Source organism: Tardiphaga sp. GW821-FHT12E02, assembly GCF_058807155.1.
Genome location: NZ_JBXAQK010000001.1, coordinates 4,334,278 through 4,357,821, shown reverse-complemented (window position 1 = coordinate 4,357,821; position 23,544 = coordinate 4,334,278). Strand labels below are relative to the sequence as shown.

Genomic DNA, 23,544 nt, shown 5'->3' with positions numbered 1-23,544 from the left:
GCTCACCGCTTCTCCGCTGTCGTGATATCGATCTTGAGACTCTTGAGGACCGATCGCGCGCGGTTGGTCAGCTTGGTTTCGTCAAAAAACGGATAGCGCTTCCGACGGTTCTGGCTCGCGTCATACTTGCCATTCTTGAAACCCGCCCGGGTGCGGACGTTCACGGCGTCATCCATCGGGACCATACGTTCTGGATAGTCTCGACAGCCGTAGAAGGCGATCCCCAGCGTATTTAGCTCACCAACCAAGAATGCGTGGTAGCGCAGCATCAAGCCAGCACGAGTAAGTTTCTTACCCTTGCTAAGGGCGCCGATCTTTTTTGTCGGCTGTGGGAAGGCCGTTGCCGCTTTCAAGTCGGCCGTGATTTTGCGTAGCCACTCGTTGCTGATGACAACGTTGTCGATGTCGCCACCATTTTCGAGATGATGACGTTCGGTAAGCTCAAGAAAGACGGCAACGCGGCTGGCGCTATTCAATTCCGCGTTACATGCGGCGCGATAGATGTCCCAAGAAATGGCGTGGAGCGCTTGAAACTTCTTGTCGTCTTCATCTGAGATTTTGCCTGGCGCGTTCCAGGGCTCGAGCAGCTTGGTTGCCTTTTTATGCCAATGGTTCAGTAACTCGATCCCCTGACGCTCCAACACCCATTCGTCGCTGCCAATAGGTATATTCCCGAAGATCGGATGAAGCTTTTTCCCAGGCACGATCACCGGCGGTGGATTGTCCGTCGCTGTCGGTGCCATGGAAACCCGGTCAGAAACAAGCGGAAGTGCGCGAACAGTATTAGGGCTGGTTGTCTGTAGCACAGTCGTATCCTCCGATCAGTGAACGATGGTAAGGGGGCGGCTCCTTATCGAGCCGCCCTTTTCTTAAGAAGCTGCGCGCAGAACTGCAGCGACATTCGCCATTATGGTCTTGAAGCCATCCTCGTCCGGCATGAAACAGGACTTGGCATATGAGGCAGAGCTCACAAATTCCAGCAGCACACTGGCTTCGCTGATGCTCGTCGGCTTGAACTCGATAATGTCTTCCTCGGCAGCACTGAGTGTGCGATGCGCCTTCGCAAGCCGACGCTCCGCGGCTTTCTTGCCCCTCGGAACTGTCCGTTCGATGGCTGCGATTTGATCGTCGCACTGCCGCAACAGGTTCGTGAACCGCGCTTCGATCTGCGGATGGTCAACCGCAGGCGCTTCGGCCAGCTTGCGATCGCGACCCTTCTCGATGTCTTCCCGCGAACGGTAAAACCACTCGGATGGTGGAATGACGACCGGCTCTTTTCCTTCGGTGGTAATGGTTGATGCCGGTGTGAGCCCACCCAGGACCTTTATCGAGCCCCTCTTAAGCGGGATTGCCTCATCTGCAGCGATTGCTTGCCCAAGCGCATATTCGGCTGCGGCGAAAGCTGTGATCAAATCGGAAAGGTCGGATCGCGTGCCGACCGAAAAATTGGGGAGTGGTGCAGAGGCCTCGATCGATCCAAAAGATGAAATCCGTTCTGCAGTTTGTGCTGTCGTCATATGATTGCCCTCGGTTGATGTTGTGTTGTGACCTTGGTGGCCGGTCACTAGGCCTTCCACCAGCGCAAGCAGTGCTCTGGATACGGTTCGGGGAAGGGAGGCGGTCTGACGCCGTCCCGCTTGAAATATTGGTCGAAAGTTTCCTTGCCGTGGTGCCAATACAAACGCTGAGCTGAGAGGCGGCGAGACGGCTTCATGCTGCCACCTGCTCAACGTCAGCGTCCTGCGCGACCCAGCCGAACAGCGTCGGCCAGAGCGGATCGAAGTGATTGGTAATTTCATTAAAGGCGGCTTCGGCCGCGCGCTCAACGATGGTGATGTGTTCAGCGGGCCAGACGGCTGTGGCCTGCGCTGCCGGCGTCCAGTGGGCGCTCTCGAATCCTGTCTGAACTTCTGCCGGCGTTTTGTGGAAGTAGCCGGTGCACTGTCCCACCGTTCCGAAGCGGAGCGCCAGCATGCCGATCTGGCGCTGCTGCGCTAACGAAAGGCGGTCCCAAGCAGCGCCAGCATCGAAGCCGACGAGCTCGTCATAGGTCGGCAGACGATCTTCAAGAGGAATTTCGTTGGGCTGGTGGTGAAGCGGCATCGTTTGCTCCCGTCATACGACGAGAGAATTATGCATTATCGCACGCCACTATCAATGCATAAATGCACATTCACCGATAATTAGATGCTATTTCTCTCAAGAGGTCGTAATTGAGGGGTGAACGTATAATATCTTCTACTATGCCCAATATCCGGCAATCTATTTTCTCTTCGAAGCTGCTGAAGCGAATGCTGTTGAGTTTCTCTCGCCAATTTTGGGGCGAGAATTGGATAAGCTCAAACGCGTTCCTGCGATATCTGAGCAGGCGACTTGTCAGTTCGATTCGAAAGGTTTCGGTACACCGGCGTTCAACGATGGCCATAACAGCGTGCCGGTCGTGTAATAGGTCAGGATGTTCTTTTAGGTAGTGGCTTTCGAACCTGCTGCAGAGGACATACTCATTATGGTGCGCCATCGGCTCCCCGGCAGTGCCCTCGACGTAGCATGCAAACAGGTCTCTAGGCTTGGAGCCGGCGACCGTCAGATTAAGCGGTGGATGCTCGGTTGCGGCAAGGGTAGGGTCCTGCCAGCGGTCAACAGCGATTGTACCGATTACCGGCGTAAGCGCGGAAAACTTGGTCTCGATGTCGAGGATAGATCCATTCTTTCCCCATATCTCCGGATCAAACGATTCCGCTGGATGAAACGCGCGCGCCGCCAACTCGATTTGATCGGCATTCGCCAGGAAGGGGGCAGGGCTAATTCCGGTAGCTTTCGCGATCTTATTTAGTGTGGTGGTGGTTAGCGTAAATTTGTGGGCCGGATCGTTGAGCGCCCGAGTGAGTGTAGTCGTCGCAATGCCCGCTCTCTTAGCGAGCGCCGACGGCTTCAGGTCCAGTTCGGTGAGAACCGCGCGCACGTATGCAATGGAACCGTTCAGAATCGTCATGGTGTCTCATCATAAGTTATCCGACGTGTGTATACGATGCATGAATACCTTGCGGACCATTTTGAAATGTGCATTAATGCAGTATGCACATCCCGACTGAAGCGTTGAATATCGAGCGTGTCTTGCGCAATGCCGGCGTTTCGCTGGGCGTCGTACTAGCGGATGCGAGGGTCGATCGATCAACCTGGTCTCGATGGAAGTCGGACAAGACAAGTCCTCGCATCAAGAATTGGCAAGCCGTTCTCGACGCTGCGAGCCTCAGGCTCAATGCACCGTGTACCCCATCTCCCGGTGATACATCGGCCCATGCTCCGCAATCATTGCCGCATCCCATAGCCGATACAGCTCGACCGCACGCTGACGCTCCCAATTCGGGCGGGGGAGGCGGCGCGTGATCTTTGGCGGCTTCATTTCATTCTCTCAGGTTGGCCGGTTGACGGACGGGTGCGTGGGATATCGCACCCGTCCGTCCCGACACGCCCGCTCTGCACCGGGGCAAATGCAGCCTGCAGGCGATCCAGTTTCGCAGCATGCCGTCCAGTTTCCACACGAAGCCGGCTTGCTGCGTTTTGTTAGTTGCGTGGCGTAGCGCCTTTCGTCCCAGCCATAGGGACACAGGTGATGTCGGAAAAATCCGAAAAACGGTCGGAGCGTATGAGTGAGTATCTGTTGAGTGAGGCGTCCAGCCTTCTTCGACAAGTCGCCGGCAACCGTCGGGCTGATGAGTCAAAGAAGGCTGTGCTCCGCCGCGTAGGGCGCGTGGTCAAGGACTGGACCCCGTCGCGCATCAAGGACGTCTGGTACTGCGACAAGCGCGTACGCATCCGGGCTGCCGAAGTCGAGCAATTGCGAACGCTGGTGAGCCAGCGCGAAGAACCCAAGGCGGATGTTGATGAACTTGTTGCAACGCTTCATGCGCGGGTCGAACGGCTCGAAAGCTTGCTCGAAGCAACCGCTCCGGCGCCGGATGGCGCGCGGCTGCCTGCGTCTCGGGTGCTGCTCCGCGAAGTGGGCGGAGAGCCTGGCGCTCTGGATTGATCCGACGATCGAGACCGATAGCAATGCCGGCGGTGCCGTATGAGCATGAATTACGGCGTGGTATTTCCATCATTCTGGACCGGTGCGACTGGCCGCGCGCTGCGTCAGGACGTCGATGCGCAGGTCGTGGCGCTGTACCTGATGACGTCGCCGCACGCGAACATCATCGGAGTCTTCCGATGCCCCATCCAGTTCATCCAACTCGAAACAGGAAGGCCCATCGAAGGGGCTTCGAAGGGGCTTACCAAGCTCTGCGAACTTGGATTCTGCACCGTCGATCCGGACACCGAGACGGTCTGGGTGCACGAGATGGCCAACTACCAGATCGGACCTGCGCTGAAGGGCGCGGACAAACGCATCAAGCACGTGCGTCGCTTCTACGAAGACATCGAAAATGCCCAGATAAAACAGGCGTTTTTCGCGAAATACGGTGCTGCGTACCAACTGCCTGAGCCGCAAGTTTCGACCGAAGCGGTTAGCCCCATCGAAGGGGCATCGAAGCCCCTTCAAAGCCCCATCGAAGCCACTATCACTATCACCGACACTATCACTATCACACCTCATCCTTCGGATGAGGGCTCGCAAGCAAAATCGAAATCGCGCGCAAAACCAAAAACGCCACCTCCGGAAGGTCAGGCGCTCGACGATCTGCGCGGGAGCTTTTGGCTGCATGCCGAAGCGAAGCAGATCCCGGCGTCGGTGATTGCCGATCAGTTCGATCGGTTCCTGGATCATCACCGGGCCAAGGGCACCACGTTCGTGGACTGGGCCGCTGCCGGGCGAACGTGGCTGAAAAACACCGTGAAATTCGAAGCTGAACGCCAGCAGACGCGGGCGACCACAGGCACGCCGCGCGGCGGCTACGCCAAAATTCTCGTCGATCGACACATGGAGCGAGCCACCAATGGCACAAGCACTTTCGACAACGACCTGCAGCGATTACCCGACTTCTCCGCCCCTAGACTTGCCACTCGCACGTGAGCTCGCCGTCGTTCGGTCGGGGATGCGTGAGGGCGGCCTCACCGCGCAGTTATCGGTAGCGCTCGCAGGAAAGCTGCGCGGCCGGCTGGATCTGCTGCGGCGATCCGTGAAGCAGGCATCGATCGGTGAGCTGGAGGAGCGGGTCGCCAAGCTCATGCTGGCATGGCCGGTGACCGGTGGTCACAGTGAGATCGACGCCATGTTGCGGGTCCGGCAGTACGCGGAAGACTTGCTTGGTACGCCGCTGTGGGCTGTCAGGGACGCCTGCAGGGACGTCTCGCGCGGTGCCGTGCCCGGTCTCAATCGCGACTTTCCGCCGTCTTCGCCACGACTCCGTGAAATCGTGGATAGCTATGTCAGCGCCGTCCATAAGGAAGCCGTCGAAATCAAGGAAGTTCTGCAGGCGCCTGAGGTGCTGCCGGATGATCCCGAGAAGGCAGCGGCGCTGAAGAAGATCATTGGCGACGGTCTGCGCAATCTGGCGGACTTGATGCGAGAAAAGGATCGGCAATTTGCCGGACCGCCGGCACCGTCGAAAACGCCGTTTAAGCGGCTATCGATCTCTGAGTGCGCCGAGCTCTACAAGACACGGCGGCTGCCAGGCATGCCGGCGCTTGACGTTACGGATAGCGTCACGCGTGACGGAGACTTTCATGAGTGAGATCCGCCTCGATGCTGCCAAGGCTGAGCGCATGATTGCCCAGACGCTGCGGGACGAGCACAAGATGCTGCCAGCTCAGGCCAATGCTGCGGCCGAGCATCTTTGCCGGCGGCTCAAGAGCGCGATGCCGACACCGGGCGCTCAGCAGCTCTATTGGTACCGCTTAATCGGGCACTATCCTCACCATGACGAGAGCTTCAAGAAAGCACTGGCGGAAAAGATAATCGACGCGGATACCCGGGTGGCGATGAAGATCTGGGACATCGTGCGCGATCACTGCGAAGACCTGCCGCCTACGGTTGCGGAGGCTCGGCGCTATTGAGGACGACAGATCAAACAGAATCACTGGTCCAGCAGCTCGTAGTCCTCTTTGAGTTCGAGGGTAAGAGCTCCAACGAACCGAGCGCAGTCGATATGAGCGAGGGTGTCGGCCTGGTTAGTCACGGCGGTCCATCCGGGGCCACTCGATGTTTTGACGTGCATAATACTAACCTGGAGATCTCTGGGGCAGCTCGCATTATGATCCATGCGTTCGCGGAAGAGATGTGCAAGGTCGGATTTCGAGATCAGCGTTTTAGGCATGGTTTCGCACCTTTCAGGCAGGAGCTTACCAGCAATGGATTGCTAGGGAAGCTTGGCTCTCCGATCGGCAAACAAATTGTAAATGTCCCGAAGCTTGTCCTGCGTCAGTTCGGTTGCGTATCTGACCGCGTCGGGCTGCTTCCCGTCTGCTGTGAGAGCGACGACACTCCAGTTTGTTTCGAAGCGTGTGTCATCAATTCGAGAGACGCTGACTGTAGTTATCCTATCGCAACCGGGCAAAGCGCGAAGCTCTTGCAGGATGATCAGTTCAAGGTCTCTTTTTGCGATAAGCTTCTTCGCCACGCGGTTGCTCCCGTTCGGGTTGCGACGCGTGCGCTTGTACAGCCGATCTACGATCATGCAAGCGGAAACCGGAGACATGCAAAAAAGAGTGTCTCTACAGTTCAGCTAGCTCTCCAGGTCGTACTCTTTCGCCAACTCGATACTGCAACGGATCACTGCATTCCGGAACTCCGGATTGTCATCGTAGCGGCCAGACATCGCCCTCCAGCTGTCGTTCATGGGAACGATTATAATTGCTTTGGCCTGACGACTGTCGGGCTCGATCCTGAGCATAAGGGCCAACCAGTATCGCAGATCTTCTGCTCGCTTGCGGGCAAGAGGCGCTGGCTTCTCCATATTCCTTCAACCGATCAGGCGACGCTCTTGAGCGTGATGTCTGATGCCTCAACCTCAAGTATGCAAACCTGTTCCGGCGTTTTGCCTGATCGCCCAACTATATTCGCTCGAGATCTCGACCCAGCGAACAAGCTCATTCTCCACAGTCTTCCATTCGCCCGCCACGGCGCCGAAGCTTCGATCGGCGAAACGCTCGTGCAGCGTCATTATCGCGGCAAGAGCATTTCTCTCGGCAACAGCCACTGCTCGCGACGTGTGAAGCGTCAGATATTCCGTACTCAGACAAAGAACCAAGTGGCGCGCTTCCTCCAGAGAGCAATGGGACGCGGTTCGCATCACAGACAAACAGTAACGGGCTTTCAACAGGCTAATCGAATCGCTCATGAAACATTAGCTAACACGCAAAGGGATTATCGTCCGTCAGGAAACGGACGCAGCAAGCATTTTGCACACGCCGCTCCCTTCCAACACGGCCACGATGAGGGCAAAGAAAGAGCAGGGGCATGAGGAAAGAACGAACCAAACCGCCTGTCCTTGCTAGGGATCCGGTAGAGCGCGTTGGGAACCTACTTCGGACGGTGCCGTCCGTGAACAGGCTGAAGGGCAAGAACAAGCTCGACGCGCGACAGGCCAACGCGGCCGAGGAATATCGAGATGCCTACGAGACTATTCGAACAAGCCTTGGAGGAGCGATGGATTTTGATCGGGTGAGGGGAGGCGGCGGGTCAGTTGCACCGGCTGAGGCCGCCCTTATCGCTGGTGAGAAGCTTCGCAAGGTGAAGACGATAGTAGGCCAGCGTGCCATTCTGATCGTTGAGCACATCGTCTGCCAAGGGCGGACAGTCGAGGAATGCGCCCGGATCATGTACGGGTATGTGGACGGGCAGGCGACATCGTCTCGGGATGTGAACTATGTCGGCCGAGCGCTACGTGAGGCCCTTAGCGAAATGGCCAACGCGTGGCATCCCATCCAGAAGCGCCAGCCTATCCGAGGGATGAGCGCATCTCGCTTAGATCAGGTCGTTGGCGCGGCCGGTGTGATAGATGTGTCAACAAAGCCGTATGTGATGCGTGGATAGTGCATTTTGCTATTTGGCGTCGGGTGGAAGAACCTTGCGGCGGACATCTGGCGTGGCAACTTCGTCGTGTCCGCTACGGCTGCTGTAAAACATCAGGGCCATAAGCCCGCAGCCGATAAGAAGCGAGAAGAACGTACCCAAACCCAGTGCGATCCAGCCATGAACCGACATCGTCACGTCTTCCGACGTCCAGGCCATGCTTGCCCAGACAACTGCAAAAACGAGGAAGGAGAAAAGAACCATAAGCAGCAGAAGCTGAGACAGACTTAGCTTTTTGCTGGTTGAAGCTGTGCTCATGTTGCCCTCCATTGGCTGGATGCTCTGACGCATCCGATGCTCATCATGTAGGCGTAGTAATGGTGCACTGCGATTGGACAGTTCGTCCATGGCTAGGCTACCACCGCGACGTTATACACCCTTTTCGGACGCACGCGACTTTCATGTGTTCGGATCGGTCCGAATGTTTACAAGTGCGGCAGACTCTTGACAGTCTGACAGACATACCCCAGATTCTTGCTACACGCGTGATTTGCGCCCGGGCCAGAGATGGTGCCGGGCTTTTTCGTAGAATACTCGGTGTTATCGATCTTCCTAAACGCAACGCGCGCAGCGCGACCCCAGCCCATTGGCCGGGGCTTTGACGAGTCTGACGATCCAGACGCCTGCGTCAGGGGCTCTGCTTTATGAGCGTGATAGCTGGTTTTGGAGGTCGCGCACCGACCGTATTTGCTTTCAGTGTGCATTGGGCAATCTTGGCCTCGTCCAATGCCTCGCGGCATGTGGAGTAGACTTCGCCAATTTTGTCCAGGTAGTCGCGGTGTGTCTTAATCAGATCCGCAGCCGTGCCGGTTATCTGCAAATATTCTGGGTTTTGCAGAGCATGCTCAAGGTCGGTTAGTTGTTGAATAGCGACAAGGCGATCGTTCTGCAGACCAACGACAGTTCCTGTTGCAGTATTTACAATGTCATCGAAGTCACGGAACACTTTTGCTCCCACTTGGGAGTAGGGCAGCGTTTCGATATAGACGTCTTGTACCGATGTCGCGATCGTGTCGGGTGCCCCAAAATTGCGGCCATACTCTAGCAATTGCTCGGGTGTTGGCGCTGGACCGGCTGCACCACTTAGGAAAACGGATAGCGATGAGTGTTGCGAGACTTTGTCCACTGCCCCTTTCGTATCGGCTGAGAAGCCGAGGATCTTTCCGAAGCCGACGCTGACCTCAGCGCGATTGGCCTTGGTGCTTGCGTTGACTTCAATCACGGAAGTCAGCCGTGCATCGAGAGTAATTCCGAAACCAACTCGCGAAATGAAATGCTGCCCGCAAAGTTTTGCGAAACCTTCTTTCCCGTTGGCCTCGAGCCGTCCAAGTGCGGTAGTGGTTGGGTCGCCGTCATCCATCGCATACTCATCACCGACATAAACCATGTACATGTCGATGAACTTGCTTGTGGATTTGAAGGCATTTCCAGAATAATCGCTCGCGCCGGCTCCAAATGTGAACAGGTCATAGGCGACATTCAGCGACCCGCCCGTTGTTCGGTTAGACCGATGGTCGCTAAGCGTGTTGATTTCGCTGAACTTGTAGACGTTGTGTTTATTCGGGGCTCCCAATGCGAGCGGATATGGAACGATCTTCTTGGGGGTTATGCAAACTTCAAAGAGTTTCGACGTCCACAAGTCGAAGCCTTTTCCAAGCAGCGACTTGGCAATGGTTTCACGGGTTTTCGCTAAGTCTGAAGCTCGTTTGACGGCGGTTCCAGCATCTTTGGTTGCTGTGGGTGCAAGGTCGGGCGGGGTGGTCGCCAGTAATTCGCGGTCTTTATCTGTCAGCGATGGCGCGAAGGTGGAAAGTGGGAGACGGATCATCTCAGCGGATGCGCTGGTTGAGAAAGCAGCACAAGCAAGCATCGCAACAAGGCGCATGAATCCTCCAGAATGCAAAGTATGAAGTATGCAATCCGGACGAGAGTAGCAGCCCGCTGCGATTCCACAATCGTCTCATCAACTATATTAGAAACGCACGGCATGCGGTTCCAGTTATGGAACTGCTGGCTCGGCGCGGAAGACCTAGGACTGTGTATGATTCAGATCCCACGCAGCCAGATCAACACTGGGGACTCTATGAGGCTTCTCAGTGGACCGTCCGTACAACCATAGAGCAGGCCGACGCCAAGCTGTCTCTGGCGCTGATGGCAAGAAGGCGGCGCTGAAGGCGATCCGGCTGGGTTGGTCGTTGCGATCACTTGAGGTGAATCGCCCAGATTGGTGCCCGCATTATACCACGATCGCCAAGTGGCGCCGGGACGATGTGCATTTCGATCGCGAGTTTCGTCGCGCGGTAAAGGAGCGGGGAATAGGTTGGAAACGCCGCGATTTGTGGCGCCGCTGCACTCGGAAATACACGGATGCTCTGCCTGATCTGATGGCGGAAATCCGGTGTGGAGGGTCCTTCACCAAGAGCTGCGAGGCGAGAGGCTGGGGCGATTCTTCGTTTCGCAAGTTTGTGAAGAAGCACCCAGCCGTGCGTGAAATGGCGTCGGACGTGTCCAAGCTCTGCAAGGTGCTGCGATACGAAAATCAGGGCAATGATTGGTGGGCGCCAGTCTTCAAGCAGCCTACGGACCGCGACTTGGCGGCGGTTCGGGCGCGGGCCGCTCGGCTTTCGGCTCGGATGCTCAAGAAAGTTCAGGCTGAAGTTTCCGCTGAGATCGACCGGCGGTCCTTGCTTTATGCCCGGAGCATGGCGCGTGCGGAGAAGGAAGCTGCCAAGCTTCAGCGAGATCGGAAGCAACTCGTCAACAAAACGGATCGCGTTCAGGGGCTGAAGCTTCGCGCGTCTTTGTTGAAAGATGAAGTCTATGCGGCTGCGGAGCGCGCCGTATCGAAGCAGATTGACCCAATCGACCGCGCCGACATCATCACAGACATCGTCATGGCGGTTCTGGGGAACGAAATAGAGCTGAGCGACATCCCGGCGGCAGCCAAGATGTTTGCTTCCGAGCACATGGAAAACTTTCGGTCCAAGAAGATCGCGTCGCTGGACGAGCAACGCTTTGACGACGGTGACGAGACATATCTCGATAGCGTCACAACCGATGATTTTGACTACGCCGATTGAGGCAGCGACATGCAACTGCGTTCCGGCGATATGGTGCGTGATGGGCGCCGTTTGATGAAAATCTGCGACATCAGCAATGATGTTGCCGATTGCATCTGGTTCGATAGCCGGGGCCAGGTTCATCAACGCATGTGTGACGTGGAACAGCTTTCGCCCTTTTGGTTGTTGAGCAGCCCAAAATCGACATGGCCGGACATCAATGACGTGCCGGAAAAGCCGAAAGCGACGATCGCAGAGAAGCTAGCGCAGGCCAAGGCGAAAGCGACGAAGCCGAAGCTTTCGAAGAAAATCAGGCGAGAAGCCACTTAGTAATTTGCGAGCATCGCATGGCTACAAAAGTGATCCAATTGAAACCGTCACTGAGAAGCCCGGAGCGCATGCGACGAAGGAGAAACTCATCCGCGGCCACCGCGCAATGGTGACGAGGCAGCGTTGCGGAAATGAGCTATCGATGCGCTCGAAGCCCAGCGACGCAAGTACGATGAATTTCATCTTGCCAAGGCCATCATCATTCCATCGGATCGCACATTCAGCATGTCATAGTCGGAAAGCACGGTGTCGATAGCAGTATCTTCCATCGATGGTGTGATCGTTGCGGCCATCTGATTCAGCCCGACAGGAAAACGTGATTTTGAAGCAAGTTTTGAATAGTGCCGATATGCTCAACCCTTTGGGTATGGGACTGGGAACCGATTTTGGCCGTAGCGTTTTAACGGCGGCGCTGGGATGCAGTGCGCCGTCGAGCAGAATTAAAAATGGCCAAAGACGTCTACTCGGCTTCGGCCGCGTCGAATTAGCTGAGCGGTGAGGCATGGGAACTCTGAAGATTCGCGAGTACAGTCTTGTTGGGAGCGGTCGCTCAGTAGGCAACGACGGTGGGCTTATTTCCATCGCCGATGAATCCGCTGGGGTGATGGATCAGCCGCCGGTTTCATTCACCTCGACCCATGGTGTGTCGGCGGCATTCTCCCCAACGACGTGGTTTGTCGGCATCGAAGCGGATGTAAAATTCTGCTTCAAGGTTGGCGCCACTCCAGTGGCAACGCAGAACATGTTGCATATTCCGGCAGACACAATTTACTTTTTTGCAGTCCGACCTGGCGCCGGAATGAAAGTGTCGGCCGTTGCGGCGGCATAGGTACAGATCTGTAGAACAGCTCGGATACAAAACCGTTGTCGGTTATTCGAGCTCCGCATTTCGATGCGATGGATTTACCGGCAACTGCCGTTTCTCTAACGAGAGATTATTATGTCTTGTTCAAGCTGCGCTGATCGTCGTGATGCCATCGTCCGTGCTGGCAAGGCGCTGGTGCGAGGCGACGTCAAAACAGTCGCGGTAGAGACCGCGGATGTCGCGCGTTCAAGCGTTCATAGCGTCTCGTCGGCACTCAGGCAGCAGACTGCAGCCGCCCGCCAGCGCCTGACCATGCGCCGCTGACGTGCAAATCAATTACGATTTTACGCCCGTCCTGAAGATATCGAATGCGCTCAAGGCGGCAGGCACAAAGGTGCCGCTCATCCTCAATCGAGCGATTAACCACACCGGCGACAAAGCGCGCAATCAGATGCGCACTGTGCTGGTCGGTCAGACCGGTTTGAAGCGAAAGACGTTGGTCAAGGCGATCAAGTCTCGCAAAGCATTCGGCCCCGGCGCTTATACGATCTATTCCAAGGGCGGCGATGTCCGGCTCAAGTTCTTTGGTGCGCGAGAGACGCGCGCTGGCGTGAGCGCTGCTCCTTGGGGAAAGCGGCGTGTATATGCAGGCACGTTCATAAAGGGCGGCAAGTTTCCTAAGCGCAAGGCGCTGAACATGGGCGGTCACGTCTTCAAGCGCAAAAGTCAGAGTAGGCTGCCGATCGAAGGCGGGCGTTCCGGCCTTTATATCGCCGAGGAGATGGTGAGCGGCCAGTCGGAATCTGCATTCAACGCCACAATCGACCGCGAGCTTCCTGGCCGCATCGCCCACGAGCTCTACAGGGTGCTCGGATGATCCGGAAAAAGTTGCCAAAATGTCACGGGTCCTCCCCGATGCGGCCCACCCCTCTGCGGGCGTAGTGCGGCCCGGCGGATCGCTAGCGTCAGGGCACCAAATCTATGCACCAGGGCAATGAGATGGACGACCCGCTCATCGGAATCCGCGAAGCCGCACGCCAGATCGGCATCAATCACTCGACATTGAGCCGTCAAGTTAAGGCCGGCCTCATTCGATCGCACGACGGATTGGTCAAGCTTTCCGAGGTGTTAGAAGATCGCGCCACCAACATCGACAATTCGTTGTGGGCCCATCGCAAGAAGGATGGAGCCGCGCCGGCCACTGAGGTGGTGCATGCACCACCGGATCCCGAAAGAGTGGTGCATGCACCAGTCGAGGCCGTTGAGCAGGTGGTGCATGCACCACCTGACGAAGGTGAGGCGGACGACGAAGAAGACGATGATGCCGAAGTCATCGTGGACGGGAAAGCGATGCCGCTCGGCGCGGCGAGGGCCTTGAAAGAGACTTACCTCGCTCGCCTCCGAAAGCTGGAATTCGAAGTTAAGAGCCGCCGACTGGTCGATGCCGATGCGGTTCGAAAAATGGTCTTCGATCTATCCCGCCAGGATCGTGACAGTTGGACGAACTGGCCTTCACGCGTCGCGCCATTGATGGCTGCCGAACTCGGCGTGGATTTGGTCAAGCTGGCGGTCATTCTGGAACAGTATGTCAGAGAGCAGCTCGCAGAGCGGGCCCAGCCGACGCTACGTCTCGCAAGCTGAGGACCTTGCGCGGGAGGCTTGGTGCGAGGGGCAGCGACCGGAACCAAAGCTTACGGTCAGCGAGTGGGCGGACGGTAACCGTTTTCTGTCTCAAAAGGCCGCAAGTGAGCCCGGCAAATGGAGAACGGACCGAACACCGTACCTTCGTGAGATCATGGACGCGCTTTCGCCGTCCTCGCCGGTCCAGCGGGTGGTGTTTGAGAAAGGCGCGCAGATCGGCGCGACTGAATCGGGATTGAACTGGATTGGCTACGTGATCGATCAGGCGCCGGGCCCGATGCTCTCGGTGGCGCCGACGGTCGACATGGCCAAGCGTTATTCGAAGCAGCGCATCGCGCCGATGATCGAAGAAAGCCCATCGCTCCGCGGTCTGGTTGAAGATGCGCGATCGCGCGACAGCGGCAATACCGTGTTGGCAAAGGAATTCCCCGGCGGTGTGCTGGTGATGACCGGCGCCAACAGTGCAGTCGGGCTGCGCTCAATGCCGGCGCGCTACGTGTTCTTGGATGAGGTGGATGGCTATCCCGGCGACGTGGATGGCGAAGGCGACCCGGTAGCTTTGGCTGAGGCCCGCACTCGAACATTTCAACGGCGCAAGATTTACATGGTCTCGACGCCAACGATTGACGGTCGGTCTCGCATCGACCGCGAATATCAGAAGTCGGATCAGCGCCGCTTCTTTCTGCCGTGTCCGCACTGCGACGAGTATCAGACGCTTAAGTTCACGCAGCTGAAATGGCCGAAGGATGCAAGCGGCAAGCCAGAGACTGCAAAGGCGGCTTACGAATGCGAGGCGTGCGGCTGCGAGATCGGCGAGCAACACAAGACTGAAATGCTCCGGCGCGGCGAGTGGCGCGCGACGGCGGAAGGTGACGGACGAACCGTCGGATTCCATCTTTCGTCGATGTACAGCCCTGTCGGCTGGATGTCGTGGGTGGAGATCGCACAGCGCTGGGAAGCTGCCCAGGGCGATCCGGATCTCCTGAAGGAGTTCATCAACACCGTCCTTGGCGAGGTGTGGCAAGAGCGTGGTGATCGCGTCGATTGGGAGCGGATCTACGAGCGTCGTGAAAGCTGGAAGATCGGGACGCTGCCGGCTGGAGTCACCATCCTTACCGGCGCCGTCGACGTCCAGGCGAGCCCGGCTCGTCTCGAGCTTCATGTCTGGGGCTTCGGTGAGGGCACCGAAAGCTGGGCGATCGAGCGGAGGGTTTTCTATGGCCCGGCCGACGATCCAAAGACATGGCACGGAGTCGAAGAGGCTTTGCGCGATACGTGGACACATGAGTCCGGCGCCGAGCTTCTGATCGACGCTCTATGCGTCGATACGGGCGACCAAACGACCGCGGTATATGACTGGATTTCGAAGCAGGACCAGAACCGTGTCCTGGCTGTGAAAGGTAAGCGCGGCTACGAACTTAATGCCCCGGTCGCGACGCCGACGAACATTCCGTTCGGTGGGCGCAAGCGAGCCGTGCGGCTCCGGTCGGTCACGGGTGATGTGTTCAAGGCAGAGCTCTATCGCTTCCTGCTGCTGCCGCGACCGACAGATGAAGAGTTTGCAGAAGGGAAGGGGTGGCCGCCCGGCTACGTGCACATTCCCGACTACATGGACTCGGAATGGTGCAAGCAGCTTGTCGCCGAGCGACGCACGCAGACCAAGACCGGCCGCTTCGAATGGAAGATGGATCACCAGGCTAACGAAGCGCTCGACTGTCGCATCTATTCTCGTGCTGCGCTTTGGACGATGGGGGCATCCGGCTGGAAGCCAAACAAGTGGCAGGCGCTTCGTGAAGCGCGTGGCCTCGACCTAACGCGTCAAGACGAGCCAACCGAACCAAGGCCGCCGCCGACACGACGCCCCGTGCGCCGTGTGGTGCGCTCCGGCTACATGGGCTGATGCAATGCTGACAGCAGAAGATATCCAAGTGCGCATCGATGCGCTGCGCGCAACCATTGCGCTTCAAGAGGGCATCGTTGCGTCCGGCGTCACTCAAGTCGCCGAGCGCGATCGAAATATGAAGACCGACGTCAAATTCGTGGCCGGTCAGCTCAAGGATAATCTTGATGAGCTGAACCGCTTGCTGGCGTTGCTCGGCCAATGCGCGGCCCCGCCGATGGTGCGCCAGATCCGCACCTACTCGAACCGAGCATATTAATGATCGGTCCGCGAGCCATGTTCAACCGCTTGATGGGGCGACCTGCAAAGGCGTTCGTTGGCGGTTACAACGCTTCGCGCTTGGGTCGCCGGCTGTCCGGGTGGGACGCTGAGCGTCGCAACATCAACACCCTGCTCATGCTGGGTGGTGACCAACTGCGCGCGCGGGCCCGGCAACTGTGCCGTGAGAACCCATACGCGGCCAATGCCGTCGAGGCGTTTGTTTCGTCCGCGGTCGGCGCCGGCATCAAGCCGTCCTCGCTGCTGGCCGATGCCGCCGTGAAGAAAGAAGTGCAGGCGGCTTGGCTGCAGTGGACCGACGAGGCAGACGCGGATGGCCTGACAGACTTCTACGGCCTGCAGGCGCTCGCCGCGCGCGCGCTGTTTGAGGCTGGTGAATGCTTTGTCCGATTTCGGCCGCGTCGCGCTGAGGATGGTTTGTCCGTTCCGCTGCAATTGCAGATCCTTGAAGCAGAGCACCTGCCGTTCAATCACAATGAGCAGGCCGTAAACGGCAACATCATCCGCGCCGGAATTGAGTTCGACGCGATCGGCCGCCGCGTTGCCTATCACTTTCTCCGGAATCATCCGGGCGAAGCGACCCTGAATTTCGATAATTTGGAAAAGACCGTCGTACCGGCCTCGGAGGTGATGCACCTTTATAGGCCGCTGCGGCCCGGCCAGATCCGAGGTCAGCCCGCGATCGTGCCAGGCATGATCCGGCTGTATCTGCTCGACCAGTATGACGACGCCGAACTCGACCGGAAGCGCGTCGCCGCGATGTTTGCGGGCTTTGTGACCAAGCCTCGGCCCGAAGACGGTTCGCCGGTGCCGCTCGATCCGCAGCGTGCAGACGGAGAGGGGCAGCCACTGCCGCCCGAAGTCGCGCTGGCCGGCCTCGAACCTGGCACGCTGCAGGTGCTGATGGAAGGTGAGGACATCAAATTCTCGAATCCATCGGAGGTGGGCGGCTCCTACGAAGCGTTCATGTATCGGTCGCTGCTTGCCATCTCGGCGGCCGTTGGTCTCCCGTATCACGCGATCACCGCCGATGTCGGAAAATCGAACTACTCTAGCCTCCGCGCCTCGCAAGTCGAAGCGCGTCGCCGTATGGATCAGTTCCAGCATATGACCCTGGTTTTCCAAATGTGCCGACCGATCTGGCAGCGCTGGCTCGAAACCGCCTTGCTGTCCGGCCGTCTGTCGCTGGCGGCGACGCGCCTCTATCGCGCCGATCGGGCTTCGTTCGCCGCTGTGAAGTGGATTCCACCAAAGTGGGAATGGGTCGATCCCTGGAAGGATCGCAAGGCCGAAGAACTGGCGCAGGACAACGGCTGGAAGTCGCGTTCCGACATCATCGAAGCCGAAGGTTACGACCCCGAGGAAATTGATGCTCGGATCAAAGCCGATCGCGACCGAGAGGGAAAGCTCGGTCTCGATTTCCGGCCTGTCGAAGACAAGAACCTCGATCCGCCGATCGAGCAAACCGCACAGAACGCGGCATAGGAACGGCAATGTCTGTCATCGTGAACGGCAACGAGATTGTGCTCAGCGGCACAGTCGGCGACCTCTATTTCCAGGATTGTTTTACGGCGTCTGACGTCATTGTGGCGCTCGCTCAGGTTGGCGATGCAAGCGATGTGACGATCCGCTTGAATAGCGGTGGCGGTATTGCCACCGAAGGCTCGGCCATCCATTCGGCGATCGCTCGCCACACTGGCCGCAAGACGATCATCGTCGAGGGCATCGCCGCTTCCGCCGCCTCGGTCATCGCCATGGCGGCCGATGATCTCGTGATGTCGCTTGGCGCGGTCATGATGATTCATGACCCCAGCGGCTTCACGTTCGGCACCGTTAAAGATCACGAGCTCCAGATCGATACACTGACCGCGATCGGGCAGGCGATGGCTTCGATCTACGCCAAGAAGTCTGGCCGGACGCAGGCGCAGTGTCGCGCCGATATGGAGGCGGAGACCTGGCTCACCGCCGATGAGGCCGTCGCCAACGGATATGCGGACCGCGCGCTCGGGGCTGCCAACGACAACGACCCGGCCGAGCCGACCGCCTTCAATTACCGGACATACAAGAATCCACCCGAGAGCATCGTTGCGCTCGCGGATGCCCGCGCGTGGGCCAAACGCGCACCCCTGGCGGCTCAGTCCGCCGCCACCATCCCCGTAAAGGAAACCAAGATGGCAGATGCCCCGGCGGACAAAACCGCTACCGACAAGATCCCGCCCGTCGCCACCAACGTGGTCGATATCGACAATGCCCGCACCCAGGGTCGCAGCGATGCCCTCGCCTATGTCCGCGAGATCAACGAGATCTGCGCGCTCGCCGGCGCCCCGGACAAGGCCCAGGCCTTCATCGACAAGGAAGCCAAGCCGGCCGACGTCCGCAAGGAACTGCTCGACGCTCGCGCCTCGGCCGACGCCGCGCGTGAGGTGTCCAACCAGAACGCCCCGAACAACAGCCAGAAGCCCGTCGCCAAGGTCGACCTAGTCGCCGACATGAAGCGCCGGCACGGCATCACAGCTTAAGGAGCAACGGACATGGCACTCACCACGCTCTCGTATAAGACCGACACCGACGTCGTGAAGACCGAAGGCCCGAACCGCATCTCGCGCGACGAAGGCATTCTGGCCAGCGGCACGTCGGCTCTGGTTTCGATCCCCGGCCTGGTCGTCGGCAAGATCGCCGTCGGCGCCGCAACCCCGGCTGCCAAGTCCGGAGGCAACACCGGCAACGGCTTGCTCACGATGGATGGCGCCACCCCCGTAAAGTCGGGTGTCAAGCCCGGCGTATATCAGGTGCGGTTCATCGCCGCCGCTGCGAACAACGGCACGTTCCGCGTCACCGATCCCGATGGGTTCGTCCTAGGTGATGTCGTGATGGCGGGCGGCGCGGGCGCATTCGATAATGACGTCAAGTTCGCAATCGCCGACGGCGCGACCGATTTCATCGTCGGTGACGGTTTCGATATCACCGTTGCAACTGGATCTGGCAAGTATGCGCCGTTTAGCTTGACGGGCAATAACGGCAGCGAAAAGCCAGTCGCAATCCTGCTCGAAAGCGCCAACGCGTCGCTTGCAGATCAGCGCGTCGTCCTGCTGGCGCGTAACGCCGAAGTCGTCCTGCAGTCCCTTGTCTGGCCTGTAGGCATCACCACCACCCAGAAAGCTGCGGCGCTGGCCGCTCTCGAAACCAAGGGCATCGTTGCCCGTATGGGAGTCTAAATTCCATGGCCACGCCGCTTGACCTCCTGAATGCTCCCGAGTTTGCCGATGATCGGCTGACCGACAGCATCAACATCCCGCCCTATGTGACCGGTCGCCCGGCGCAGCTCGGCATCTTCCGTGACACACCCATCCACACGACCTACGTGAAGATGGGCATCTCGGGCGAGGAGATTACGATCATTCCGTCGCGCGAGCGCGGCGGCCCGGCGAACAAGAACATGCGGACCGATCGTCAGCAGACGTATTTCGAGATCCCGCATTTCCCGCTCGACGATGCGATTTCGCCGGCCGACCTGCAGAACCTGACCGTCTTTGGTGACGGCTACGTGATGCAGACGCTCGGCAACATCGTCAACGACAAGCTGACGAGTATGCGCGCGAAGCATGACTCCACGCACAACCATCTTGACTGGGGAGCGCTGAACGGCCTGGTCATCGACGGCGCCGGTGTCCAGCTGATGGACCTGTACAGTCAGTTCGATCTGACCCAGCAGAGCGTCAACTTCCAACTCGGCACTCCGGGTACGGATGTTGCCGCGAAGAACCGGACGGTCAAGGCCAACATCCGCAAGCAGCTTCGCGGCGCGCCGACCACGGGCGTTCGCGTGTTTGCGAGCCCGGATTGGTTCGATGCCTACGTAAACCACGCCAGCGTCAAGGAGGCCTACAAGTATTTCTCGACCGTCGGCGCCCAGCAGAACCCGGCCCGTGACGACATCACGGACGGCTTCACCCATGCCGGCCTGACGCTCGAGCGCATCGACGAGGAATTTAGTTATCGCCAGGAGAACGGCACGTTCCTGACGAAGCTGGCGGTTCCGGCCGGCGAGGCGATCGCCGTGCCGCTCGGCACGCCGTACTTCAAGCGCTACATCGCGCCGCCGGACACGATCCAGGACGCCAATAAAGCTCCGGCCCCAGGCTCGAAGATCTTCGTGTCCACGAACGATCTGCCCCACGGCAAGGGTCGCGACGTGCATACGGAGAGCAACGTGCTCCCGATCTGCCAGCGTCCGCAAATCATGATCCGTCTCACCAACTCGTAAGGAGAGCAACAATGCAGATCCGTGCACTGAAGACTTTCTCCTACATGGCCGGCGAAGAAAAGGTCCGCGTCCCGCGCGGACTTTCCGTCGATCTTCCAGACGAAGCAGCAGAGGCGGCCGTCGCCGCCGGTGAAGCCGCACTGGTTGAAGGCGTCTCGGCGCCAGCGGCGTCGCCGAAGCTCGAAGACGTGCCCGACCTCGACGACATGTCGCATGCCGAACTGCTGGCCCTGGCCGAGCAGCGCGGCGTCGACGTGAAGAAGAGCGACAGCAAGGCGACGATCGCTGCCGCCATCAAGGCCAAGAACTGAGCCATGATCCCGCGTTTCACCGCCCAAAGCATCGCGTTGTCGCGGGCGGTGGACTCAGTCTATGGCGAAGAATTCATCTTCACAGGCTACACCGCGAGTGGCGACGTTGATCTTCCAAAAGTGCCTGACAGTGCGCGCCCTTCGTTCATCGTGATCGGTACGTGGTTCGGCCAGGCCGTTTCTGGGGAGCCGAAAGCTCGCGGGGCCACCCAAGATGACAATGCTCACGCGTGGATTGCCTCCAAGCCGCAAGTATCAGTCGAAGATGCCTTGCTTCCGTGGCCCGTTCGCCAGGGCGATCGCATCAGGCGTGTGTTCGACCAGCAAGAGTACGAAATATCGGGCGTTCTGCCCGAGAAGGCTCGCCGGACTGTCTTCGAACTCACAGCCCGCAAACGCAGCTCGACGTAGCTCAAGCCTAGGCATTTCATGACACTCGCTCGAACGGCTTTGCGGTTGTGCGTCAGCGCTTGCCTCAAGGGCAATGTCGCTTCGCGGCCAACCATCGCTGAAGGCCGAGTCTATGACAGCCGTATTTCCGATCTGTCACCGGAAGCGTTCATCGATGATGCGAAGGCAACAGTGATTCTTCTCACCGATGGCGACGAGGGTCAGGCGCTTTCCGAGCAGAACGGAGGGCCGCCATTCCACCGCATGATCGATCTTGTGATCGAGTTCGGAATGACCATCGCAATAAAAGACGAAGAGGGCTACTCGGTCGGCTATCCTGATACGGATGCGCGGCTTGAAAGCTCGCTTGATTTGCTTGAGTTCCAGATTATTAGCCAACTTGCTTACAATCCCGGCGACATGCCTGAATTGTTTCGCCGGCTCGCGCGGATCCGGAAATATGACAACCATCGACAGGTTCTAGACGACACGGGTGTGAAGGTCGCATGTCGAATTCTGACCCTCACCTGCGAGGTCAATGACGATCGCGTTCAGATGGGCACTGTGGACGGCCCGGATGAATTCGCCGTTCTGCCGGATCCGCTGCGCAGCGTCGCACGGTCACTGGCGCCGGGCTCGTCTGGGCGGGACATCTGCTCTGCGATCTCCGCAGCGCTCATCCGGCCAGTGCCTGTTCCTCTCGAAAACGTGCATGTCACCATCATCAATCCGAACAACGCGCCGACGGTCGGCGTAGCGATCGATATGTCGCCAGGCGACTAGCAGAGGCAATCATCATGAACATGATCTACGTCACACCCGCTGGAGGCGCTCGCGTTCGTATGCCCGAGAAAGACTCCAAGGTGATGCCGCCGGCGGGCGAATGGGTTCCGCGCACCGTGCATTACGAGACGCTTCTCGCATGCGGGGACGTCATCCTTGCTGAGCCGCAGCCGCCATTGCCGACCGCCGAACCGGCCAAGGCCAAATCCCCCGCGCCCACGGCGCCAACCCCGCGCTCGAAGGAGATCTGATCCATGTCGGTGCTGTTCAACAATATTCCGTCGAACCTGCGGGTGCCGCTGTTCTATGCAGAGGTGAATGCGGGATACCAAGCGTTTCAGGGGCCCAGCCGGACGCTGCTGATCGGACAGAAAATCGCGGCCGGCAGCGCCCCTGTCAATGCACCCATCCGCCTCGATGGTGATGCACAGGCGCTTGCGGGCTCAGGCTCGATGCTGGCAGAAATGGCTGTGTGGGCACGGGCGAACCATCCATTCGGTGAGATCTGGCTGCTGCCGGTCGCCGACGGCGCCGGCAACAAACAGACCCACACCATAACCGTCGCTGTCGGCATTCTCGGCTCGACGGGCGCTGTGTCCGTCTATATCGCGGGCGAGAAAGTGTCTGTCGCCGTGGGCCCGACCGATACCAATGCGGCCGTTGCCGCGGCGCTGTCCGCCCAGATCAACCAGGGTTACAGCAAGTTCGGCCAGTCGCTCAGCTTCCCGGTGGAAGCGAGCGTCACTAGCAATGTCGTGACCCTCACTGCGCGCAATGCCGGTGCGCTCGGCGCCAAGCTGTCGGTGATCACTAATCTCGTCGGCGACGAAGGACCTTTGCAGCAGCATCTCACTATCGCGGCTGCAACGGCCGGCACCGGCGTGCCATCGCTCGGCACCGCGCTGGCGTCGCTTGGCGATATCGAGTTCGACTTCATCTGCGCTCCTTATGCCGACACCACGACGCTGGATGTCATCAAGGATTTCCTCGGCCCGACGTCCGGCCGCTGGTCGCCGATGCTGCAGCTGTATGGCCACTACTTCACCGCACTGTTCGACACCGTATCGAACCAGGCGGCGGCTGGCGCCGTGCGCAACGATCCCAATGTGACCATCGTCGGCGTCACCGCCGACAGCGTGTCGCCACCATGGCGCTGGGCCGCAGCGTGGGGCGCGCGGATCGCCAGCGACAAGAACATCGGCGGCGAGGTCGATCAGGCCTATCGTATCAGCCGGCCCGTCCAGACGCTCGATCTCGTCGGCATCCGCCCGCCGGCCTCGCGCGGTAACTGGCCGACCATCCTGCAGCGCAATCAGCTCTACCAAGACGGCATTGCGTCGTTCACCGTGATGGTGGACGGCACCGTCTTAATCGAGCGGTCGGTGACCACCTATCAGGTCAACTCCTACAATCAGCCTGACATCACCTGGCTGGATGTCGAAACTCGGCTGCAGATGGTCTATTTCGTGCGCTACATGCGTCAGCGCATTACTCAGAAATATGGCCGCTGCGCGCTTGCGAACGACAATCCGACTGCCAATCCCGGCATCGTCACCGCGAAGGTGCTGAAGGCCGAATGCGTGCACATCTACAAAGAACTGGAAGTGGGCGGGCTCGTCGATAATTCCGAACTGTTCGCACAGAGTCTCGTCGTTGAGCGGTCCAGCGATCCCAACCGCGTCAACGCCTACCTGCCGGTGGATGTTGTCAACCAGTTCCGCGTCTTCGCCGCCAACGCCACCACCTTCCTGCAGCGCGATGCCGCCTGATC

Annotated in this window: 29 protein-coding genes; 22 read left to right on the top strand and 7 right to left on the bottom strand. The window is 58.8% G+C overall.

What is annotated here, in order from left to right:
- Window positions 1–2 precede the first annotated feature (2 nt).
- The 5 genes from AC1RQ5_RS20680 to AC1RQ5_RS20660 all read right to left on the bottom strand — a co-directional run bounded on the left by AC1RQ5_RS20680 (window position 3) and on the right by AC1RQ5_RS20660 (window position 3,403).
- Complete coding sequence (locus AC1RQ5_RS20680; RefSeq protein ID WP_493201415.1) at window positions 3–806, bottom strand: hypothetical protein; 804 nt, start codon at window positions 804–806, stop codon at window positions 3–5.
- A gap of 63 nt (window positions 807–869) precedes the next feature.
- Window positions 870–1,565, bottom strand: coding sequence for a hypothetical protein (locus tag AC1RQ5_RS20675; protein WP_493201414.1), 696 nt, complete (start codon window positions 1,563–1,565; stop codon window positions 870–872).
- A 145-nt stretch (window positions 1,566–1,710) separates the two neighbouring features.
- Window positions 1,711–2,103 (bottom strand): hypothetical protein, encoded by a 393-nt coding sequence (locus tag AC1RQ5_RS20670; protein ID WP_493201412.1) that lies wholly within the window; start codon window positions 2,101–2,103, stop codon window positions 1,711–1,713.
- A gap of 70 nt (window positions 2,104–2,173) precedes the next feature.
- Window positions 2,174–2,992: a helix-turn-helix domain-containing protein gene (locus AC1RQ5_RS20665; RefSeq protein WP_493201410.1), complete on the bottom strand. Its 819-nt coding sequence runs from the start codon at window positions 2,990–2,992 to the stop codon at window positions 2,174–2,176.
- Between the two features lie 264 nt (window positions 2,993–3,256).
- Window positions 3,257–3,403, bottom strand: a complete 147-nt coding sequence (locus tag AC1RQ5_RS20660; RefSeq protein WP_493201408.1) for a hypothetical protein — start codon at window positions 3,401–3,403, stop codon at window positions 3,257–3,259.
- Between the two features lie 210 nt (window positions 3,404–3,613).
- On the opposite strand from AC1RQ5_RS20660, the gene AC1RQ5_RS20655 reads away from it, so the two are divergent.
- From AC1RQ5_RS20655 to AC1RQ5_RS20630, 6 genes are all read left to right on the top strand, one after another.
- Window positions 3,614–4,030 carry a hypothetical protein gene (locus AC1RQ5_RS20655; RefSeq protein WP_493201407.1) on the top strand — a complete coding sequence of 139 codons (417 nt, stop codon included), beginning with the start codon at window positions 3,614–3,616 and terminating at the stop codon, window positions 4,028–4,030.
- A 39-nt stretch (window positions 4,031–4,069) separates the two neighbouring features.
- Entirely contained in the window at window positions 4,070–5,011 is a 942-nt protein-coding gene (locus AC1RQ5_RS20650; RefSeq protein ID WP_493201405.1) for a hypothetical protein, read from the top strand.
- A 22-nt stretch (window positions 5,012–5,033) separates the two neighbouring features.
- Complete coding sequence (locus AC1RQ5_RS20645) at window positions 5,034–5,672, top strand: hypothetical protein (RefSeq protein WP_493201403.1); 639 nt, start codon at window positions 5,034–5,036, stop codon at window positions 5,670–5,672.
- Complete coding sequence (locus AC1RQ5_RS20640) at window positions 5,665–5,994, top strand: hypothetical protein (protein WP_493201402.1); 330 nt, start codon at window positions 5,665–5,667, stop codon at window positions 5,992–5,994. The genes AC1RQ5_RS20645 and AC1RQ5_RS20640 overlap by 8 nt, the downstream gene beginning before the upstream one ends.
- Window positions 5,995–6,191: 197 nt before the next feature.
- On the top strand, window positions 6,192–7,400 hold the full coding sequence (locus tag AC1RQ5_RS20635) for a hypothetical protein (protein ID WP_493201400.1): 1,209 nt from the start codon (window positions 6,192–6,194) through the stop codon (window positions 7,398–7,400).
- Window positions 7,401–7,480: 80 nt separating this feature from the next.
- Complete coding sequence (locus tag AC1RQ5_RS20630) at window positions 7,481–7,972, top strand: hypothetical protein (RefSeq protein ID WP_493201398.1); 492 nt, start codon at window positions 7,481–7,483, stop codon at window positions 7,970–7,972.
- A gap of 9 nt (window positions 7,973–7,981) precedes the next feature.
- On the opposite strand, the gene AC1RQ5_RS20625 is transcribed toward AC1RQ5_RS20630, so the two are convergent.
- The gene (locus tag AC1RQ5_RS20625; RefSeq protein WP_493201396.1) at window positions 7,982–8,269 is read right to left on the bottom strand and encodes a hypothetical protein; all 288 of its coding nucleotides are present in this window, start codon (window positions 8,267–8,269) and stop codon (window positions 7,982–7,984) included.
- A 370-nt stretch (window positions 8,270–8,639) separates the two neighbouring features.
- Window positions 8,640–9,896, bottom strand: a complete 1,257-nt coding sequence (locus tag AC1RQ5_RS20620) for a hypothetical protein (protein ID WP_493201395.1) — start codon at window positions 9,894–9,896, stop codon at window positions 8,640–8,642.
- A 211-nt stretch (window positions 9,897–10,107) separates the two neighbouring features.
- Between AC1RQ5_RS20620 and AC1RQ5_RS20615 the strand changes: the two genes are divergently transcribed.
- The 16 genes from AC1RQ5_RS20615 (at window position 10,108) to AC1RQ5_RS20540 (ending at window position 23,542) form a co-directional block, all read left to right on the top strand.
- Window positions 10,108–11,091 (top strand): hypothetical protein, encoded by a 984-nt coding sequence (locus AC1RQ5_RS20615; RefSeq protein WP_493201393.1) that lies wholly within the window; start codon window positions 10,108–10,110, stop codon window positions 11,089–11,091.
- A gap of 9 nt (window positions 11,092–11,100) precedes the next feature.
- Window positions 11,101–11,400 (top strand): hypothetical protein, encoded by a 300-nt coding sequence (locus AC1RQ5_RS20610; protein WP_493201392.1) that lies wholly within the window; start codon window positions 11,101–11,103, stop codon window positions 11,398–11,400.
- A 502-nt stretch (window positions 11,401–11,902) separates the two neighbouring features.
- On the top strand, window positions 11,903–12,229 hold the full coding sequence (locus AC1RQ5_RS20605) for a hypothetical protein (RefSeq protein WP_493201390.1): 327 nt from the start codon (window positions 11,903–11,905) through the stop codon (window positions 12,227–12,229).
- A gap of 301 nt (window positions 12,230–12,530) precedes the next feature.
- Entirely contained in the window at window positions 12,531–13,082 is a 552-nt protein-coding gene (locus AC1RQ5_RS20600) for a hypothetical protein (protein WP_493201389.1), read from the top strand.
- Between the two features lie 122 nt (window positions 13,083–13,204).
- The gene (locus tag AC1RQ5_RS20595; RefSeq protein ID WP_493201387.1) at window positions 13,205–13,846 is read left to right on the top strand and encodes a hypothetical protein; all 642 of its coding nucleotides are present in this window, start codon (window positions 13,205–13,207) and stop codon (window positions 13,844–13,846) included.
- Window positions 13,791–15,746, top strand: a complete 1,956-nt coding sequence (locus AC1RQ5_RS20590; RefSeq protein ID WP_493201385.1) for a phage terminase large subunit family protein — start codon at window positions 13,791–13,793, stop codon at window positions 15,744–15,746. Before AC1RQ5_RS20595 ends, AC1RQ5_RS20590 begins: the two co-directional genes overlap by 56 nt.
- Window positions 15,747–15,750: 4 nt before the next feature.
- Window positions 15,751–16,005, top strand: coding sequence for a hypothetical protein (locus AC1RQ5_RS20585; protein WP_493201384.1), 255 nt, complete (start codon window positions 15,751–15,753; stop codon window positions 16,003–16,005).
- Window positions 16,006–16,022: 17 nt separating this feature from the next.
- Entirely contained in the window at window positions 16,023–17,510 is a 1,488-nt protein-coding gene (locus tag AC1RQ5_RS20580) for a phage portal protein (RefSeq protein ID WP_493201382.1), read from the top strand.
- Window positions 17,511–17,518: 8 nt separating this feature from the next.
- Entirely contained in the window at window positions 17,519–18,544 is a 1,026-nt protein-coding gene (locus AC1RQ5_RS20575) for a head maturation protease, ClpP-related (RefSeq protein WP_493201380.1), read from the top strand.
- A 12-nt stretch (window positions 18,545–18,556) separates the two neighbouring features.
- Entirely contained in the window at window positions 18,557–19,240 is a 684-nt protein-coding gene (locus AC1RQ5_RS20570) for a head decoration protein (protein ID WP_493201378.1), read from the top strand.
- A gap of 5 nt (window positions 19,241–19,245) precedes the next feature.
- Window positions 19,246–20,289: a major capsid protein gene (locus AC1RQ5_RS20565; RefSeq protein ID WP_493201377.1), complete on the top strand. Its 1,044-nt coding sequence runs from the start codon at window positions 19,246–19,248 to the stop codon at window positions 20,287–20,289.
- 11 nt (window positions 20,290–20,300) lie between these two features.
- Window positions 20,301–20,600 carry a hypothetical protein gene (locus tag AC1RQ5_RS20560; protein ID WP_493201375.1) on the top strand — a complete coding sequence of 100 codons (300 nt, stop codon included), beginning with the start codon at window positions 20,301–20,303 and terminating at the stop codon, window positions 20,598–20,600.
- Window positions 20,601–20,603: 3 nt separating this feature from the next.
- Window positions 20,604–21,011 carry a hypothetical protein gene (locus AC1RQ5_RS20555; RefSeq protein ID WP_493201373.1) on the top strand — a complete coding sequence of 136 codons (408 nt, stop codon included), beginning with the start codon at window positions 20,604–20,606 and terminating at the stop codon, window positions 21,009–21,011.
- 171 nt (window positions 21,012–21,182) lie between these two features.
- Window positions 21,183–21,773, top strand: coding sequence for a hypothetical protein (locus AC1RQ5_RS20550; protein WP_493201371.1), 591 nt, complete (start codon window positions 21,183–21,185; stop codon window positions 21,771–21,773).
- Between the two features lie 14 nt (window positions 21,774–21,787).
- On the top strand, window positions 21,788–22,024 hold the full coding sequence (locus AC1RQ5_RS20545) for a DUF2635 domain-containing protein (RefSeq protein WP_493201369.1): 237 nt from the start codon (window positions 21,788–21,790) through the stop codon (window positions 22,022–22,024).
- 3 nt (window positions 22,025–22,027) lie between these two features.
- Window positions 22,028–23,542, top strand: coding sequence for a phage tail sheath subtilisin-like domain-containing protein (locus AC1RQ5_RS20540; RefSeq protein WP_493201367.1), 1,515 nt, complete (start codon window positions 22,028–22,030; stop codon window positions 23,540–23,542).
- The last annotated feature ends 2 nt before the right edge of the window (window positions 23,543–23,544 follow it).